Below are 16,064 nucleotides of genomic sequence, written 5' to 3' on the forward strand. Positions count from 1 at the left end.
TTCAGGTCGTTCAGGGCTCATTGGTTGTCGGTCAGATGGTCGGAGCGTCGCCGAGCAAGCGGTACTCGAGCCACAACTCCGCACGTTCCGTGGGGGAGCCGAGGTCCAGTTGGAGAAGACTCTCGATCCGAGCGAGTCTGCTGCGCAACGTATGCCGATGAATATTCAGCGCTGTGGCTGCGGCGTCGCCCACGCCGTTGTGTGCCAACCACATGGCCAAGGTTCGGTAGAGATCGCTACCGCCCTTCGCTTCCAGAAGCGGGCGCAAGTGTGCCGCCGCGAATGCCGTCGAGCGATCCTGATCGAGAAACGCGGACAATCCGCTCTCCGAGAGTTCGGCGAACCGCATCGAAGGCAGGTTGCGGGCGCCGGCCTCGGCTGCTGCCTGCGCGGCTTGGCGTCTGGCGCGCGAGAGATCGTCCCACCACAGCATGTCCGACACGCCGACGGTTACGTCGATTTCGTTGACACGGGCGAGGATTCGCCCGCTGTCGGTAGCCGAGACGACGGCGATCAACGCTCCGTCGGTGATGCCGAACGCCAGATCGCGGCTGAGACCGTCGAGCAGTGAGACGGACACGCTCTCGAGCAGGCCACTCGGGCCCGCTACGTGGAAGACCTGGAAAGGTTCGACCGGAAATCCTCCCCACAGTTCCCCGGAGATGTTGCGGGCGAGCGCATTCTGTCCTTCGAACAGCTGATGCATCGCCACGGTACGCAAGTGGTTCATCGTCAACTGCGCATCTCGGGTTCGAGCCGTCATCAACGTGAGCAGAGACGCGGCGGCGATGACGATGCCCTGATTCAGAGAGCCGACGGCGCCGGGGCAGCCGGCGACGAGATACCCCATCAGCTTTCCCCTCGACGTCATCAAAGGGTGCGAGATGACGTCCTCGTTCTCACTCGTGAGGAAACTGACTTCCATCGGGCGGGCGTCGCGCTCGGGAGCCGTTCGCTCGATTCCTGCGGCAGCAGCGGTGTGTGAGATCTCGACGGTATGGCCGGCCGAGTCCAGCAGGGCCGCCCATCCGCCGATCAATTCCGCCACCCGTCGTACGACTGCCCGGGTGCCGTTGACCGTCACTGCAGCTTGAAGTAGTCGCCGAAGGCTCTGGTAGTTGCTGCGCAGCGCTTTCATGTCGTCGTCGGATTGCGCCTTCGACACCGCTTTGGTCAGGGCGATGAAAGGTGTTCGCAATGGGACGTCGAGTAGGGGCACACTGAAACGGGTGGCCGCATCCACCAGAGTCTGCGGCGCCTGCTCGTATCCGAGGCCGGTTCCGAAACCGATTCCGGCAATTCCGGCCGCCACCAGGGTCCGTACGAATCGCGTTGTTTCCGCGGCCGTCGTCGGTAGCGACACCCCGGTGATGAGTAGTAGTTCGCCGCCGTCGAGGAAGGGCGTCGGGTCGGGAAGTTCGGAGACATGTGCCCAGGTCAGGGTGCGATCGAGCTGGTCGTGCCCAGCCAGGACGCGAAGGCCGAACTGTTCGGTCGCACAAAGCTGGCGGAGCGTGATGGGCATGGGTCCAGTCTGACACCTCGAACTCGCCACTTTGTAGTGCCTGCGGTCACGTTTGTACAAAGTGGAGCCTGACGCGAGCTTGCCGAAGGTCCGACACTGGCGCTATCGAAAATGCGCTCCAGAAGAGCGTCACCGAGATCCACCCTCCCGAACAGCCCACAAGGAGTACTGATGTCCAGTACAGACCAGCCGGCACTTCAGCACACGCTGAAGAAGCGGCATCTGTCGATGATTGCGATCGCGGGCGTCATCGGCGCCGGACTGTTCGTCGGCTCCGGTGTGGCGATCCAGGAGACGGGACCGGGTGTCCTGGTTTCCTACGCGTTGGCCGGCGTAGTCGTCATCCTCGTGATGCGCATGCTCGGCGAGATGTCGGCAGCGTCGCCGGAAACCGGCTCGTTCTCGTCGTACGCCGACAAGGCCATCGGCCGCTGGGCGGGCTTCTCGATCGGCTGGCTGTACGCGTGGTTCTGGATCATCGTGCTCGGCATCGAGGCCACCGCCGGTGCCCTCATCATGAATCGTTGGGTTCCCGGCGTTCCCCAGTGGACCTGGGCTCTGATTCTGATGATCGTGCTGACGCTGACCAACATCATCTCGGTCAAGTCGTTCGGCGAGTTCGAGTTCTGGTTCGCTTCCATCAAGGTCGTCGCCATCATCGCGTTCCTCGGCATGGGCATCGTGGCGATCTGCGGATGGATGCCCGGCGTCGAAGCACCGGGAATGACCAACCTGACCGGTCACGGCGGTTTCCTGCCGAACGGAACAGGAGCCATGCTCGCCGCAGTCCTTGTGGTCGTGTTCTCGTTCTTCGGCGCCGAAATCGCCACCATCGCCGCCGGTGAATCGGCCAACCCGCTCGAAGCTGTTCGCGCTGCCGTCAAGTCCGTCGTCTGGCGAATTCTCATCTTCTACATCGGCTCGATCGCGGTGGTCGTCACTCTGCTTCCCTGGGACAGCGCATCGGTCGCGCTCAGCCCGTACGTCGCCGTCATGGACTCCTACGGCATTCCGGCCGCGGGCAACATCATGGACGTCGTCGTCCTCACGTCGGTTCTGTCCTGCCTCAACTCCGGTCTCTACACCGCGAGCCGCATGATCTTCTCTCTCGCCGGCCGCGGCGACGCCCCCAAGTCGCTCTCACGTATCGAGAAGACCGGCGTCCCGATGCGCGCTGTCCTGGTCTCGACGATCGTCGGCTTCCTGACCGTCGGCATGAACTACCTCTCCCCGGACAAGGTCTTCCTGTTCCTGGTCAACTCCTCCGGTGCGATCGCGCTGTTCGTCTGGCTGGTCATCTCGGTGTCCCAGCTGCGCACCCGCCGCAAGCTCGAAGCTTCGGGCCAGGAGCTGGAACTCAAGATGTGGTTCTTCCCGTACCTGACCTACGCGACGATCGCCGCCATCATCGCGCTCTGCATCGGCATGCTCACCCTGGACTCGACGCGCAGCCAGATGATCGTGTCCCTGGGGCTCGCAGCGATCCTCGTGGGCATCGGGCTCTACCGATACCGGAACCACAAAGAGACCGAGGACGCCGAAGGCGCCGACGCCGAGGTTGTACCCGTGTCCGAGAGCGCTCCCACACCCTGACACCAACGTCCCCATCTGCGAGATACTTAGATGTCCTAGTATCGGCCACGGACAGAGAAATCGACGTGAGCACAGCAGATGGGGACAATCATGACCACACCCGAACCGATCGTCATCGTCGACGGGGCCAGGACCCCCGTCGGTAGCTTCGGCGGCGTCTTCAAGGACGTACCCGCACACGAGCTGGGTGCCGCAGCAGCCAAGGCTGCGCTGAGCCGCGCCGGCGTTGCACCCGAAGACATCGACGAGGTCGTCATGGGCTGCATCGGCCAGGTCGGCCCAGACGCCTACAACGCACGCCGCGTGGGCATCGCCGCCGGACTGCCCGAGAACGTTCCCGCCTACACCGTCAACCGCCTCTGTGGCAGCGGCCTGCAGGCCGTGTGGTCTGCGGCGATGCAGATGCGCTGGGGCGCAGCTGCCATCACCCTCGCCGGCGGCGACGAGAGCATGTCCCGCATGCCGTTCTACGATTTCGCCGCCCGCTCGGGCTACAAGCTCGGCGATCGCAGCCTCGTCGACGGCACCGTCGCCATGCTCACCGACCCGTTCAGCAAGGCCCATATGGGCCGCACCGCCGAAGCCGTCGCCCGCAAGTACGGCGTCAGCCGCGAGCAGCAGGACGAGTTCGCCGTGGAATCTCAGCGCCGCGCTGCTACCGACGCAGCCAAGGCAGCATTCGCCGAGGAGATCACTCCCGTCGAGACCGGTGGTCGGCGCTCCGTCACCGTCACCGAAGACGAGCACCCCAAGCCCGGAACCACTGTCGAAACCCTCGCCAAGCTGCGCCCCGCATTCGAAGAGGGCGGATCCGTCACCGCCGGCAACGCGTCGGGCATCAACGACGGCGCCGGCGCACTCGTCCTCGCTACAGGCACCGAGGCAGCCAAGCGCGGCCTCACCGGACTCGTCACGCTCGAAACCGTCACGACGGCAGCCATGGAGCCCGGCCTGATGGGCTACGCTCCCGTGCTCGCTCTCGAAAAGCTTTTTGCGCAAACAGGATTGAAGCCGTCCGACATCGGCACCGCCGAGGTCAACGAGGCCTTTGCTTCGCAGGCCATCGCCGTCATCCGTGACAGTGGCCTGGATCCGGAGAAGACCAACCCGTACGGCGGAGCAATCGCCCTCGGACACCCGGTCGGTGCCACCGGAGCCATCCTGACGCTGCGCGCGGCACGCGACATGGTCCGTCGCGACCTCGAATTCGGCATCGTCACCATGTGCATCGGCGGCGGTCAGGCACTCGCTGCCCTGCTGAAGCGGGTCTGATCATGGCGACCAAGCGCAAGCCGTCGTGGCATGACGACGAGATCACCGCAGTAGCCGAACTGGCCCGTGGTTTCTTCGATCGTGAACTGATCGCCAAGCGTGAGCAGTGGGACGCTCAGCATCGCGTCGACCGGTCCGTGTGGCTCGAAGCCGGCAAGCTCGGCCTGCTGTGCTGCTCGATTCCCGAGGAATACGGCGGGGGCGGTGGAACTTTCGCGCACGATCTTGCAGTCTTCGAGGCGCAGGGTTACTGCGGTGACTATGCACTCGGTAACTCCGTACACAGTGGCATCGTCGCCCACTACGTGCTCGAGTACGGAAGCGAAGAGCAGAAGAAGGCCTGGCTGCCAGGTATGGCGACGGGTGAAATCCTCGGCGCCATCGGAATGACCGAGCCGGGAACAGGTTCCGACCTCAAGGCAATCACCACGTCCGCGATCCGCGACGGTGACCACTACGTCGTGAACGGGTCGAAGACCTTCATCACCAACGGTGGCAGCGCAGACATGATCGTGCTCGCCGTCAAGACCGATCCCAAGGCGGGCGCCAAGGGTGTCTCGCTCCTGATCGTGGATCTGCGTGACTGCGAAGGCTTTGCGGTCGGCCGCGTCCTCGACAAAGTCGGTCAGCACGGCGCCGATACGTCGGAGCTGTCCTTCACCGATGTCCGCGTTCCCGTTTCGAACCTCCTCGGCGAGTCCGAGGGGCTCGGTTTCGGTCAGTTGATGGCGCAGCTGGTGCAGGAACGTCTCATCATCGGCGCGCAGGCCATCGGCACCATCGAGCGTGCCGTCGAGGAGACCGTCGCGTACACCAAGGCGCGTCAAGCGTTCGGGCACAGCCTCTTCGAGTTCCAGAACACCGCCTTCGAGCTGGCCGAGTGCCAGACGATCGCACGCACCTGCCGTGTCTTCCTCGACAACTGCATCGAGGATCACCTCAACGGCGAGCTGGACGGCGCAGACGCCGCGATGGTCAAGTACTGGCTCACCGAACAGCAGTGCGCCGTCGTCGACCGGTGCGTGCAGCTCTACGGCGGATACGGCTACATGCGTGAATACCCGATCGCGCGCATGTACGAGGACTCCCGCGTCCAGAAGATCTACGCCGGCGCCAACGAAGTGATGAAGGGCATCATCGCGAAGAGTCTTTGATCACCGGCGTCGAAAACCATTGACACCGACCAGGCACCCACCGAGCATTTCGGTGGGTGCCTTTGTGTGTGCCTACAAGCGGTATCGAGCTGTTCGGAAGGCAAACACTGATGAGCTTCACCATCGACGTCGGATCGGCGCGCGTCACCCAACTGACGGAGCTGGCGCACTGGCCGTTTCCGCCGCGAGAGCTTTTTCCGCACGCGGGTGATGCGGAGATCGAGGACGCGTCGGCGCGGCTGACACCGGAGTTCTTCGACGCGGGTAGCGGTGACCTCGTACTTGCCATCCACACCTACCTGGTGGAAATCGGGGGCAAGGCCATCGTCGTCGACACCGGCAACGGGAACAGCAAGCACCGGCCGAACCTCCTGCCGCACCACATGTTCGGTACCGACTACCTCTCGCGCTTCGCCGACACCGGCGTCGACGTTGGCGACGTCGATCTGGTGGTCAGCACACATCTGCACCCCGATCATTGTGGTTGGAACACCAACCTCGAGGCCGAAACCTGGCGGCCCACCTTTCCCCGCGCGACCTACATTTTCGACCGCACCGAACTGGCCGCGCTCGAACAACTCGCCGCCGACGGTCCACACGAAGGAGTGGTCTCGGATTTGGCGCAGACCTTCGAGGACAGCGTCCGTCCCGTTCTGGACGGGGCGAAGTGGGAGGCGGTCGACGACGGCCACGTTCTGGCCGAGTCCGAAGGCACACGCGTCGTCGTGCGCGGCGCGCCCGGTCACACGCCGGGTCACGTCGTGATCGAGATCCGCATTGCCGACGGCGGCGCCGTCATCGCCGGCGACGTGATCCACCATCCGATCCAGTTTCTGTACCCGGACCTCAGCCAGGGCGGCGACGCGGATCCCGAGATCGCCAGGGTCACCCGCCGCGAACTTCTCGAGCGCTGCGCGTCGGAGGGACTGCTTCTACTTCCCGCACACTTCCCCGTCGACGAACCGATCACGGTTCGGTTAAACGAGGACGATCGCCCGATGGCACCTTCGATATATGTTGCGAGGCCTGCATAGAATGGGCCAATGCCTGCGACCGAATCGACGCCATCGCTCTCCGGCAGGCCGCTTTCGAGTCGGATCGGATACGGCTTGGTCAAAGCCGCACTCCGCGTGAGGCAGTCGTACGCGGAGGCTTTGTCTCGCGTCGGACTGTTGCCCAATCATCACGCCATTCTCAGCACACTCGATGAACTCGGCCCATGCCATCAAAAGGAACTTGCTTCCCGAGTGGTGGTCGACCCCGGTGACATCGTTGCCTATCTCGACAGTCTGCAGGAGTCGGGATACGTTGTGCGCGAACGCGATCAATCTGATCGGCGTAGGCAGGTCGTATCGATCACGGACTCCGGAGTAGCGAAGTTGATCGAGGGCGATGCGGCCCTCGACGCCGTCGAGCAAGAGGTCTTCGAGTCGTTGACCGATCAGGAACGTGAGACATTGACGGTCGTATCCGCCAAGCTCACGGGGCCGACGGCGCGGCCGTCAGAGGCCTGATGATTCCGGGTATTCTTTTGCTCATCTCGGCTGGACGCTTGTGGCCCCAGTAACTCGGTTGGTTGTAAGTTCTTGCCACCCAACTCAGATCGTCGACGGTGAGACCACCGAACCCGTACTCGATCTGCAGACCGGACGGGCTGCCGATGTAGATCGACGTCATCAGGTCATTGGTGTGGCGCCCCAGCGTTTGCATGACCTCGGTGTCGTGGCTGTCGAGAAGATCGATCAGGCGTCCGAGATCGTCCATGCATTCGACTTCGAGCATGAGGTGGTTGAAGCCGACGTGGCCGGGATATTCGGCCAGCGCAAGTGAATGATGACGCCCGTTGACGTGATAGAAGCGCACGGTGAATTGGTCGTTGGTGATCCGGTCCGAGAGTCGGAAACCCAGCACATCCACGTAAAACTTGTTGGCTTCCTCGATATTCGGTACCTGTAAAACGATGTGGCCCAGGCCTTGATCTCCGGTCACGAATCCACCGCGCATGACACGACCCGGTGTGAACGACAGTGGCGTCGATGCCTTTCCCCACGAGATTTCGTGTCGAGTTCCCCATGGGTCGGTGAACCACACGAGTTCGGCGACTTGCCGCTCGGCGAGCAGGTCGGGATTGCCGTCGTGCAGCGTGATGCCGTTCCGGTCGAGGTGTGCGGCAAACGAGTGAAGATCGGATTCATTGGCCATTGCCCAGCCGGCGTAAAGGAATTCGTCTACCTTGCCGGGGTGGACGGCAATTCGATAGTTGACGTCGTCTACTGCGAGCCGGATTGCGCCATCCGGTCCGTCTGGTGACAGTTTCGCGCCCAGAAGTCCCGTTCCGTACTTTCTCCAGTCCTCAGCCCTGGGTGACGCGACTCCGATATACGACAGTTCCTGAATCACGATGATCTCCCTCGAATGCACTTGATGGTCACTGTTCCCAAAATATAAGCAGTGTTACCAATGATTGGCAAGACAATCGTTGGTATTGCCAAGTAATTTATGAGTAGTAGCCGCCAGGGATGCTGAAATCAGGAAACAAGGGCCATAGTCCCTGGTGACGCATCCAACCCTCGGCGTCCGAACAGGTCCGATACCCTGGTTCATCGTGACCGCTGCAAATTCAGAGACCGCCCGTGCCCAGTACGACCTGATCGTCGTCGGTTCGGGATTCTTCGGGCTGACCATCGCCGAGCGTGCCGCTACCCAGCTGGGTAAGCGCGTGCTGGTGTTGGACCGCCGTCACCACCTGGGGGGGAACGCATACTCGGAGGCAGAGCCGGAGACCGGCATCGAGGTCCACAAGTACGGTGCCCACCTGTTCCACACCTCCAACAAGAAGGTCTGGGACTACGTCACCCAGTTCACGGAGTTCACGAACTACCAGCACCGCGTCTTCGCGCTGCACAAGGGACAGGCGTACCAGTTCCCGATGGGCCTCGGCCTCGTGTCGCAGTTCTTCGGTCGGTACTTCACTCCCGAAGAGGCACGGGCCCTCATCGCCGAGCAGTCCAGCGAGATCGATTCGAAGGATGCCTCCAACCTCGAAGAGAAGGCGATCTCCCTGATCGGACGCCCGCTCTACGAAGCATTTGTGCGTGACTACACGGCAAAGCAGTGGCAGACCGACCCCACCGAGCTGCCCGCGGCGAACATCAGCCGCCTGCCGGTCCGCTACAACTTCGACAACCGCTACTTCAACGACACGTACGAGGGCCTGCCCGTCGACGGCTACACGGCGTGGCTCGAGAACATGGCAAAGGATCCGAAGATCGAGGTCCGCCTCGACACCGATTACTTCGACGTTCGCGACGAACTGCGCACCGCCAGCCCCGAGGCACCCGTCATCTACACGGGCCCGCTCGACCGCTACTTCGACTACTCCGAAGGTTCGCTCGGATGGCGCACCCTCGACTTCGAGACCGAGGTTCTGCCCACCGGAGACTTCCAGGGCACCCCCGTCATGAACTACAACGACGCGGACGTCCCGTTCACCCGCATCCACGAGTTCCGTCACTTCCACCCGGAGCGCGAGTACCCGACCGACAAGACCGTCATCATGCGTGAGTTCTCACGTGCTGCGGAGGCGAAGGACGAGCCGTACTACCCGATCAACACTCCCGAGGATCGCGAGAAGCTCTCCGCGTACCGCTCACGCGCCAAGAAGGAGACCGCGGAGAACAAGGTCCTCTTCGGTGGGCGTCTCGGCACCTACCAGTACCTGGACATGCACATGGCGATCGCCAGTGCACTGACGATGTTCGAGAACACCCTGCGCCCGCATCTCGAAACGGGTGCGGAATTGGCAGGGGAGAGCGAATGAACGCACGTCATCTACTCGAAGGCGAAGAAGCCGTCAGCGGCGACGAGGTGACCTACCTCGGCAAGTCCCTGCTCCAGCGGATCATCCTGCCCCGTGCCGGTGAGCCGCTCGACGTCCGCACGTTGTACTTGGAAGAGTCCTGGTCCAACAGTCGACGGGCGCACTCGACCTCGCGCACGTCGGTAGCGCTCGGCGCCGAGACCGAGGTCTCGTTCGCGACCTACTTCAACGCGTTCCCCGCCAGCTACTGGCGGCGCTGGTCCATCCTGAAATCGGTGGTCCTTCGACTCGAACTGTCCGGACACGGCCGCGTCGACATCTATCGTTCCAAGGCCGATTCCTCGCGAATTCACGTGGAAGGTAAGGAATTTGCCGACGGCGATGCCGCGGTCGAGTTCGAGGTGGAACTGGCGCCGTTCGAGGACGGTGGCTGGATCTGGTTCGACATCACCACTGATACGGCCGTCGTCGTCGAGAGTGGTGGCTGGTACGCGCCCGTCGAGGCTCCCGGCGAAGCGACTGTTGCCGTTGGTATTCCGACGTTCAACCGTCCGACCGACGCGGTCAAGGCTCTCGCTGCACTTGCTTCCGATCCCCTGGTGTCGGACGTGATCAAGGCCGTCATCATGCCGGATCAGGGCACGCGCAAGGTGCGCGACGAACCCGGATTTGCCGAAGCTGCTGCAGCGCTCGGTGATCGGCTCGCCATTCACGATCAGGGCAACCTCGGTGGTTCGGGCGGATACAGCCGAATCATGTACGAGGCGCTCAAGACGACGCAGTGCCAGCACATCCTGTTCATGGACGACGACATCGAGATCGAACCCGACTCGATTCTGCGTGCGCTTTCGTTCTCACGTTTCGCGAAGTCGCCGATGCTGGTGGGTGGGCAGATGCTCAACCTGCAGGAACGAAGCCACCTCCACGTGATGGGTGAAGTGGTCAACCGCGGCATCTTCATGTGGACCGCGGCACCGAACGTCGAATACGACCACGACTTCTCGAAGAAGCCGCTGCGCGAATCGAAACTCCTGCACCGCCGCATCGACGTCGACTTCAACGGCTGGTGGATGTGCATGATCCCGCGCCAGGTCGCCGAAGAAATCAAGCAGCCGCTACCGCTCTTCATCAAGTGGGACGACTGCGAATACGGTTTGCGCGCAAAGAAAGCCGGATACCCGACCGTCACGCTTCCGGGTGCCGCGATCTGGCACATGGCGTGGAGCGACAAGGACGACGCCATCGACTGGCAGGCGTACTTCCACCTCCGTAACCGCTTGGTGGTGGCAGCGCTCCACATGCCGGGCAACGGCCGTGGCCTCGTGGTCAACACGGTGAAGGCAACGCTCAAGCACCTGCTGTGCCTCGAGTACTCCACCGTCGCGATCCAGAACAAGGCAATCGCAGACTTCCTCGCCGGACCCGAGCACGTCGCGAACATGCTGCCGACGGCACTCGGTGAGGTCCACGCCCAGCGCAAGGAATTCTCCGACGCCGTCGTACTGCCGTCGTCGACTGCGTTGCCGCTGCCCTCGGGTGCCGACGTCGGGGACGTGAGCCTGCCGTTGTCGACCGTCGCGAAGATCACCCGGGTCCTCAAGGCCGGAGTGCACAACGTGAAGCCGGCCAAGCCGGAACACCTCGAGCGCCCTCAGCTCAACGTGCCGACCATCGACGCCCGTTGGTTCCTGCTCTCACAGGTCGACGGGGTCACGGTCACCACCGCTGACGGTCGCGGCGTCGTCTACCGCAAGCGAAACCCCAAGCTTGCGCTCGAACTGCTCAAGGAAGCCACACGGTTGCGCCGCGAACTCGCCGCGCGTTTCCCCGAGCTCAAGAAGCAGTACCAGGACGCCGTTCCTTCACTGACCAGCACGGAAAGGTGGGAACGTGTCTTCGGCATCTCCTGAAGTACAGATTCTGGCCGGTATTCAATCGACCGTCGGGCAGCTGCCGGGAGCCGTCAAGGTCGCCCGCGGTATGTCTCACTTTGGTGAGCACTCCCTCGGGTGGATCGCGATTGCTGCCGTCGGAGCTGCCGTGGACAAGCCGCGTCGACGGGAATGGGCCGGAGCAGCCGTCGGAGCATTCGGTGCACACGCCGCCTCCGTGGTGATCAAACGAGTCGTCAGGCGCAAGCGACCTTCCGACCCTTCGGTGCAGGTCAACGTCTCGACACCGAGCAAGCTCAGCTTTCCGTCATCCCACGCGACGTCGACGACGGCGGCGGCTGTGCTGATCGGTCGACTCACCGGGCTACCCTTACCGGCGTTGCTGGTGCCCCCGATGATGCTCTCGCGTCTGGTCCTGGGAGTTCACTACCCGACCGACGTACTCGCCGGAGCGGCACTGGGAGCCGCATCCGCGGCGGTAGTTCGCCGGGTCGAAGAAGCCAGAGCCGAACAGAAATGTGGAGATAAATGAGCGAGGAACCGGCTACGGTCAGCGGACCCCCGAAGTCCCTGCCCGCCGGCATCGTCAAGGCGCTTCGCCCACGTCAGTGGGTCAAGAACGTCCTTGTGCTGGCAGCGCCCATCGCGGCCGGAACCGCCACCGAAGCCGACGTGCTCCTGCCCGTCGCGCTGGCGTTCGTCGTGTTCTGCATGGCGGCATCGGGCATCTACCTCGTCAACGACGCGATGGACGTCGAAGCCGACCGTGCTCACCCCACGAAGCGATTCCGTCCCATCGCGGCCGGAGTTCTACCCGTCAACATCGCGTACGGAATGGCAGTCGTGCTGCTTGCCGGTGCGATCGGGCTGTCCTTCCTGGCCAACTGGCAACTCGCCGTGGTCATGGGCGTGTACATCGTCATCCAGCTCGCCTACTGCTTCGGTCTCAAGCATCAGGCCGTCATCGACATCTGCATCGTCTCGTCCGGCTTCCTGCTTCGAGCGATCGCCGGTGGCGTTGCCGCCGAGATCGATCTCTCGCAGTGGTTCCTGCTGATGATGGCGTTCGGCTCACTCTTCATGGCGGCAGGCAAGCGCTACGCCGAACTGCAGTTGGCCGAGAAGACCGGCGCGAAGATCCGTAAGTCCCTCGAGAGCTACACGATGACGTACCTGCGTTTCGTGTGGACGATGGCAGCGACGACGCTGGTCCTCTGCTACGGACTGTGGGCGTTCCAACAGGACGCCATCAAGGGCACTAACTGGTATGCCATCTCGATGGTGCCTTTCACCATCGCGGTGCTGCGATACGCGGTGGACGTCGACGGCGGCGAAGCCGGAGAGCCTGAGGAGATCGCGCTCGGTGACCGGGTGCTGCAACTCCTCGCGATTGCGTGGATCGGAGTAGTGGGTGTCGCTGTCTACCTCGTCTGAGCCACGCACCGAGGCCGACCCGCACGTCGACACTGCGGCGAATCGCACCACCCTCAGTCGAGGAGTTTTTCTCGGCGGGGTGGTGCTTGCTGCTGCCCTCATGTTCTGGGGGGCGTGGGAGCGTCGCTGGATCGCCGACGACGGACTCATCGTCTTGCGAACCGTCCGCAACCTGCTCGCGGGGAACGGCCCGGTCTTCAATGCGGGTGAGCGTGTCGAGGCGAACACGAGTACCGCGTGGACGTACATCGTCTACGCGTTCAGTTGGCTCACGCAGATCCGCCTCGAATACGTCGTTCTGACGATCGCGCTCGTACTCTCGACTGCCGCCGTCGTGCTGGCGATGCTCGGCACCGGTCGTCTGTACCGCGGCGTTCGGCCGTCGGCGGGCGGAACGATCCTGCTGGTGCCGGCAGGTGTTCTCGTCTACATCGCGGTTCCGCCTGCGCGAGATTTCGCCACTTCCGGGCTCGAGACTTGCTTGGTGATCTTCTGGATCGCGCTCCTGTGGCTACTGCTCGTTCGGTGGGCGCAGGCGTCGACGCCGTCCACGGCGTCGATCCTGACTCTCTCGTTCGTGGCAGGCCTCGGACCATTGGTTCGACCCGAGATGGCAATTCCCGGTGCCGCCGCGTTGATGATGATCGTTCTCTCCGCAGGCCTGACCTGGAAGGTTCGCGCACTGATCGTGGTCGTCGCCGGACTTGTGCCGGTGGGCTATCAGATCTGGCGAATGGGCTATTACGCCCTGCCGTACCCGAACACCGCGGTGTCGAAGGACGCCGGTGGCGCGAAGTGGGCGCAGGGTTTTGCGTACCTGTGGAACCTCGTCGGGCCGTACCTGCTCTGGCTGCCGCTGCTTTTCCTGCTCATCGGCGCGCTGCTGCTCGTGTGGCGAAGCCGAGCGGACGCACCTGCCACCGCCACCGATCAACCTGTACGCCCGCTGTGGGAGCGCTTTCAGCAGTTTCTGCGCACGCCGCGGGCGATTGTCACCTTCATTCTCGGCAGTGGGCTGATTCTCGGGATCTACTCTCTGCGCGTCGGCGGCGACTTCATGCACGGCCGCGTCCTGTTGCCGGTGTTGTTCTGCCTGCTCATTCCGGTCGCCGTCATTCCGCTGCGGGTTCCGGCGCGGGCAGCGTTCGGAAGTAACCGCGACACCGCGATCTTCGGAGTCTCGGCGGTGCTGTGGATCGGCACGATCATCTGGGCCTTCTTCGCCGCCAACACGACGGGCATGCCGGAAGGCTCCGTGGTGGGTCGCTCGGGAATCGTCGACGAGCGTGCGTTCTATGCACTCAACACCGGTCACAAGCACCCGATTCTTGCCGAGGACTACCTCGACTATCCGCGAATGCGTGCCATGGTGGAGACCATCGCGCGGACTCCGGAGGGTGGGCTGCTGTTGCCGTCGGCGAGTTACGACTCCTGGTTCGTCGTCCCACCGCCAGGGCCGCTCGAGGAGCCTGCCGAGCACGTCGTCTTCTTCCTCAACCTCGGAATGACGAGCATGAACGTGGGCCTCGACGTTCGGGTGCTCGATCAGATGGGGCTGGCGTACCCCCTGGCAGCACACACCGAGCGCCTCGAAGACGGCCGGATCGGGCACGACAAGAATCTCTATCCGGACTGGGTGGTCGCTGATACCGGAATGATCGACGTTCGCCCGTGGCTGCCGTTCTTCCTCGACGAGGACTGGGTTGCCGACGCGAAGCTGGCCATCACGTGCCCGGAAACGCAGGAGCTGCTCACGTCGTATCGCTCCGAGCTGACCTGGGCCAGATTCAAACAGAACTTCCAGCAGGCTTTCGACTTCGCGAAGTACCGATTCGACCGGGTTCCGGCCTACGAATTGGAACGCTGCGGGCTCGTTCCGCCGGAGCCGTCGAAGTGATGTGATCAGCATCACCGACCGTTGAAGGTTTGAATATTTCGATTCAGTAACACCGAATCGATTGGCCACGATGTACTCGAAGACGATTCACCTAACCTGAATCACTCCCTAGGGGTGATGACGGCGTCGCCCGCGGACTGAGACGTAACGGTCTGTCTATTTGTCACAGCTGAACCTGTGACATAAAGTCCAGCGAGCGCAGTGTGACTTGGAAGAGGTCCGCTGCCGACCCGAACTTGTTCGGGCTGGCAGAAAAGCCTGTTCCCCGACGGAATCCGCCGGAGCCACTCCACCGAGTGAGTGCCGCAGACGAAGAGAGAGAGCAGTATCCATGCGTTTTGCCAGAAAGAGGCTGACCCAGCGCCTCAAGCACCGAGCGTTGGCCATCGGTGCCGCAGCACTTGTGCTACCCCTTGCTGCAGGAGTTGCCGGTAGTGCTGTCGCCTCTGCTGCGCCCGCGCACACTGCTCCCAGCCACACCGCCCCCTCCGGCGGATACGACGAGCTGTGGGTGCCCTCCTCGATGGGCAACATCAAGGTCCAGGTCCAGTGGGCCGCACGCGGCGGAAACGCTGCCCTCTACCTCCTCGACGGCCTGCGTGCGCGCAACGACGCCAACGCGTGGAGCTTCGAGACCAACGCGATGGACCAGTACCGCAACGACAACATCACCCTCGTGATGCCCGTCGGCGGCGAGTCCAGCTTCTACAGCGACTGGTATGCACCGTCGAACTTCAACGGCCAGCAGATCACGTACAAGTGGGAAACGTTCCTCACGCAGGAACTCCCCAACTTCCTCGCGAACTACGGCGTCTCGCCGAACAACAACGCGGTTCTCGGTCTCTCGATGGGTGGCAGCGCTGCTCTGACGCTGGCTGCTTACCACCGTGACCAGTTCAAGTTCGCCGGCTCGCTGTCGGGCTACCTGAACATCTCGGCTCCCGGCATGCGCGAGGCAATCCGCGTCGCAATGCTCGATGCCGGTCGCTTCAACGTCGACTCCATGTGGGGACCGCCGTGGAGCCCGTCGTGGCTGCGCAACGACCCGTTCGTCTTCGCACCGCGTCTGCAGGGCCTGTCGATGTACATCTCGTCGGCAAGCGGCCTGCCCGGTGAATACGACCACCCGCGCGCACCGATCGATTACTACAACACGGCTAACGGCATGGGCCTCGAAGCTCTCGCCCTGGTCAACACCCGTGCATTCCAGATCCGCATGAACTCGCTGGGTATCCCGGCCACCTACAGCTTCCCGTCCAACGGCACGCACTCGTGGCCGTACTGGTCGGCAGAGCTGTGGAAGGCTCGCGGCCAGATCCTCGACACCATGAACGCTTGGTGATCGTGCGCCATCCCGTGACCTAGTCACTTCACCAGTGCCGTTCCGGACTCCCTCCAAGGGAAACCGGGACGGCACTTGTGTATTCAGGTGCTGCACGATCGCCTGAGGTCAGTAACAATTGCACCACCAGTAACA

General features: G+C 63.0%; 13 protein-coding genes. 11 read left to right on the forward strand and 2 right to left on the reverse strand.

Going from position 1 to position 16,064, the window contains the following annotated elements; translation table 11 throughout:
- Positions 1–31: 31 nt before the first annotated feature.
- Positions 32–1,525, reverse strand: coding sequence for a PucR family transcriptional regulator ligand-binding domain-containing protein (locus tag FEZ59_RS06680; RefSeq protein ID WP_019746400.1), 1,494 nt, complete (start codon positions 1,523–1,525; stop codon positions 32–34).
- 171 nt (positions 1,526–1,696) lie between these two features.
- On the opposite strand from FEZ59_RS06680, the gene FEZ59_RS06685 reads away from it, so the two are divergent.
- The 5 genes from FEZ59_RS06685 (at position 1,697) to FEZ59_RS06705 (ending at position 7,058) form a co-directional block, all read left to right on the forward strand.
- Complete coding sequence (locus tag FEZ59_RS06685; RefSeq protein WP_019746401.1) at positions 1,697–3,118, forward strand: amino acid permease; 1,422 nt, start codon at positions 1,697–1,699, stop codon at positions 3,116–3,118.
- Between the two features lie 90 nt (positions 3,119–3,208).
- Positions 3,209–4,390 (forward strand): thiolase family protein, encoded by a 1,182-nt coding sequence (locus tag FEZ59_RS06690; protein WP_007731825.1) that lies wholly within the window; start codon positions 3,209–3,211, stop codon positions 4,388–4,390.
- A 2-nt stretch (positions 4,391–4,392) separates the two neighbouring features.
- The gene (locus tag FEZ59_RS06695; RefSeq protein WP_007731824.1) at positions 4,393–5,544 is read left to right on the forward strand and encodes an acyl-CoA dehydrogenase family protein; all 1,152 of its coding nucleotides are present in this window, start codon (positions 4,393–4,395) and stop codon (positions 5,542–5,544) included.
- A gap of 110 nt (positions 5,545–5,654) precedes the next feature.
- Positions 5,655–6,578 carry an MBL fold metallo-hydrolase gene (locus FEZ59_RS06700; protein WP_141487974.1) on the forward strand — a complete coding sequence of 308 codons (924 nt, stop codon included), beginning with the start codon at positions 5,655–5,657 and terminating at the stop codon, positions 6,576–6,578.
- A 9-nt stretch (positions 6,579–6,587) separates the two neighbouring features.
- The gene (locus FEZ59_RS06705; protein WP_021342452.1) at positions 6,588–7,058 is read left to right on the forward strand and encodes a MarR family transcriptional regulator; all 471 of its coding nucleotides are present in this window, start codon (positions 6,588–6,590) and stop codon (positions 7,056–7,058) included.
- On the opposite strand, the gene FEZ59_RS06710 is transcribed toward FEZ59_RS06705, so the two are convergent.
- Complete coding sequence (locus FEZ59_RS06710; RefSeq protein ID WP_172932453.1) at positions 7,024–7,944, reverse strand: VOC family protein; 921 nt, start codon at positions 7,942–7,944, stop codon at positions 7,024–7,026. The two genes, FEZ59_RS06705 and FEZ59_RS06710, sit on opposite strands and share 35 nt — an antisense overlap.
- Positions 7,945–8,149: 205 nt before the next feature.
- On the opposite strand from FEZ59_RS06710, the gene glf reads away from it, so the two are divergent.
- The 6 genes from glf to FEZ59_RS06740 all read left to right on the forward strand — a co-directional run bounded on the left by glf (position 8,150) and on the right by FEZ59_RS06740 (position 15,929).
- Positions 8,150–9,364 (forward strand): UDP-galactopyranose mutase, encoded by a 1,215-nt coding sequence (gene glf, locus FEZ59_RS06715; RefSeq protein WP_097388267.1) that lies wholly within the window; start codon positions 8,150–8,152, stop codon positions 9,362–9,364.
- Positions 9,361–11,274, forward strand: coding sequence for a glycosyltransferase (locus tag FEZ59_RS06720; RefSeq protein ID WP_134998597.1), 1,914 nt, complete (start codon positions 9,361–9,363; stop codon positions 11,272–11,274). Before glf ends, FEZ59_RS06720 begins: the two co-directional genes overlap by 4 nt.
- Entirely contained in the window at positions 11,255–11,788 is a 534-nt protein-coding gene (locus FEZ59_RS06725) for a phosphatase PAP2 family protein (protein WP_003943893.1), read from the forward strand. The genes FEZ59_RS06720 and FEZ59_RS06725 overlap by 20 nt, the downstream gene beginning before the upstream one ends.
- Positions 11,785–12,690: a decaprenyl-phosphate phosphoribosyltransferase gene (locus FEZ59_RS06730; protein WP_003943808.1), complete on the forward strand. Its 906-nt coding sequence runs from the start codon at positions 11,785–11,787 to the stop codon at positions 12,688–12,690. Before FEZ59_RS06725 ends, FEZ59_RS06730 begins: the two co-directional genes overlap by 4 nt.
- Complete coding sequence (gene zomB / locus FEZ59_RS06735; RefSeq protein WP_021342457.1) at positions 12,668–14,587, forward strand: flagellar motor control protein ZomB; 1,920 nt, start codon at positions 12,668–12,670, stop codon at positions 14,585–14,587. Before FEZ59_RS06730 ends, zomB begins: the two co-directional genes overlap by 23 nt.
- Before the next feature lie 331 nt (positions 14,588–14,918).
- The gene (locus tag FEZ59_RS06740) at positions 14,919–15,929 is read left to right on the forward strand and encodes an alpha/beta hydrolase family protein (RefSeq protein WP_020905770.1); all 1,011 of its coding nucleotides are present in this window, start codon (positions 14,919–14,921) and stop codon (positions 15,927–15,929) included.
- Positions 15,930–16,064 lie beyond the last annotated feature (135 nt).

The sequence above is a fragment of the Rhodococcus sp. MS13 genome (assembly GCF_013277835.1).
Classification (GTDB): Bacteria; Actinomycetota; Actinomycetes; order Mycobacteriales; family Mycobacteriaceae; genus Rhodococcus_F; species Rhodococcus_F erythropolis.

What these genes read in the sequence shown, in the direction of transcription:
- FEZ59_RS06685 (WP_019746401.1), top strand. Translation starts at nt 1,697, where the DNA reads ATGTCCAGTACAGACCAGCCGGCACTTCAGCACACGCTGAAGAAGCGG.
- FEZ59_RS06690 (WP_007731825.1), top strand. Translation starts at nt 3,209, where the DNA reads ATGACCACACCCGAACCGATCGTCATCGTCGACGGGGCCAGGACCCCC.
- FEZ59_RS06695 (WP_007731824.1), top strand. Translation starts at nt 4,393, where the DNA reads ATGGCGACCAAGCGCAAGCCGTCGTGGCATGACGACGAGATCACCGCA.
- FEZ59_RS06720 (WP_134998597.1), top strand. Translation starts at nt 9,361, where the DNA reads ATGAACGCACGTCATCTACTCGAAGGCGAAGAAGCCGTCAGCGGCGAC.
- FEZ59_RS06705 (WP_021342452.1), top strand. Translation starts at nt 6,588, where the DNA reads ATGCCTGCGACCGAATCGACGCCATCGCTCTCCGGCAGGCCGCTTTCG.
- FEZ59_RS06700 (WP_141487974.1), top strand. Translation starts at nt 5,655, where the DNA reads ATGAGCTTCACCATCGACGTCGGATCGGCGCGCGTCACCCAACTGACG.
- FEZ59_RS06730 (WP_003943808.1), top strand. Translation starts at nt 11,785, where the DNA reads ATGAGCGAGGAACCGGCTACGGTCAGCGGACCCCCGAAGTCCCTGCCC.
- FEZ59_RS06680 (WP_019746400.1), bottom strand. Translation starts at nt 1,525, where the DNA reads ATGCCCATCACGCTCCGCCAGCTTTGTGCGACCGAACAGTTCGGCCTT.
- FEZ59_RS06740 (WP_020905770.1), top strand. Translation starts at nt 14,919, where the DNA reads ATGCGTTTTGCCAGAAAGAGGCTGACCCAGCGCCTCAAGCACCGAGCG.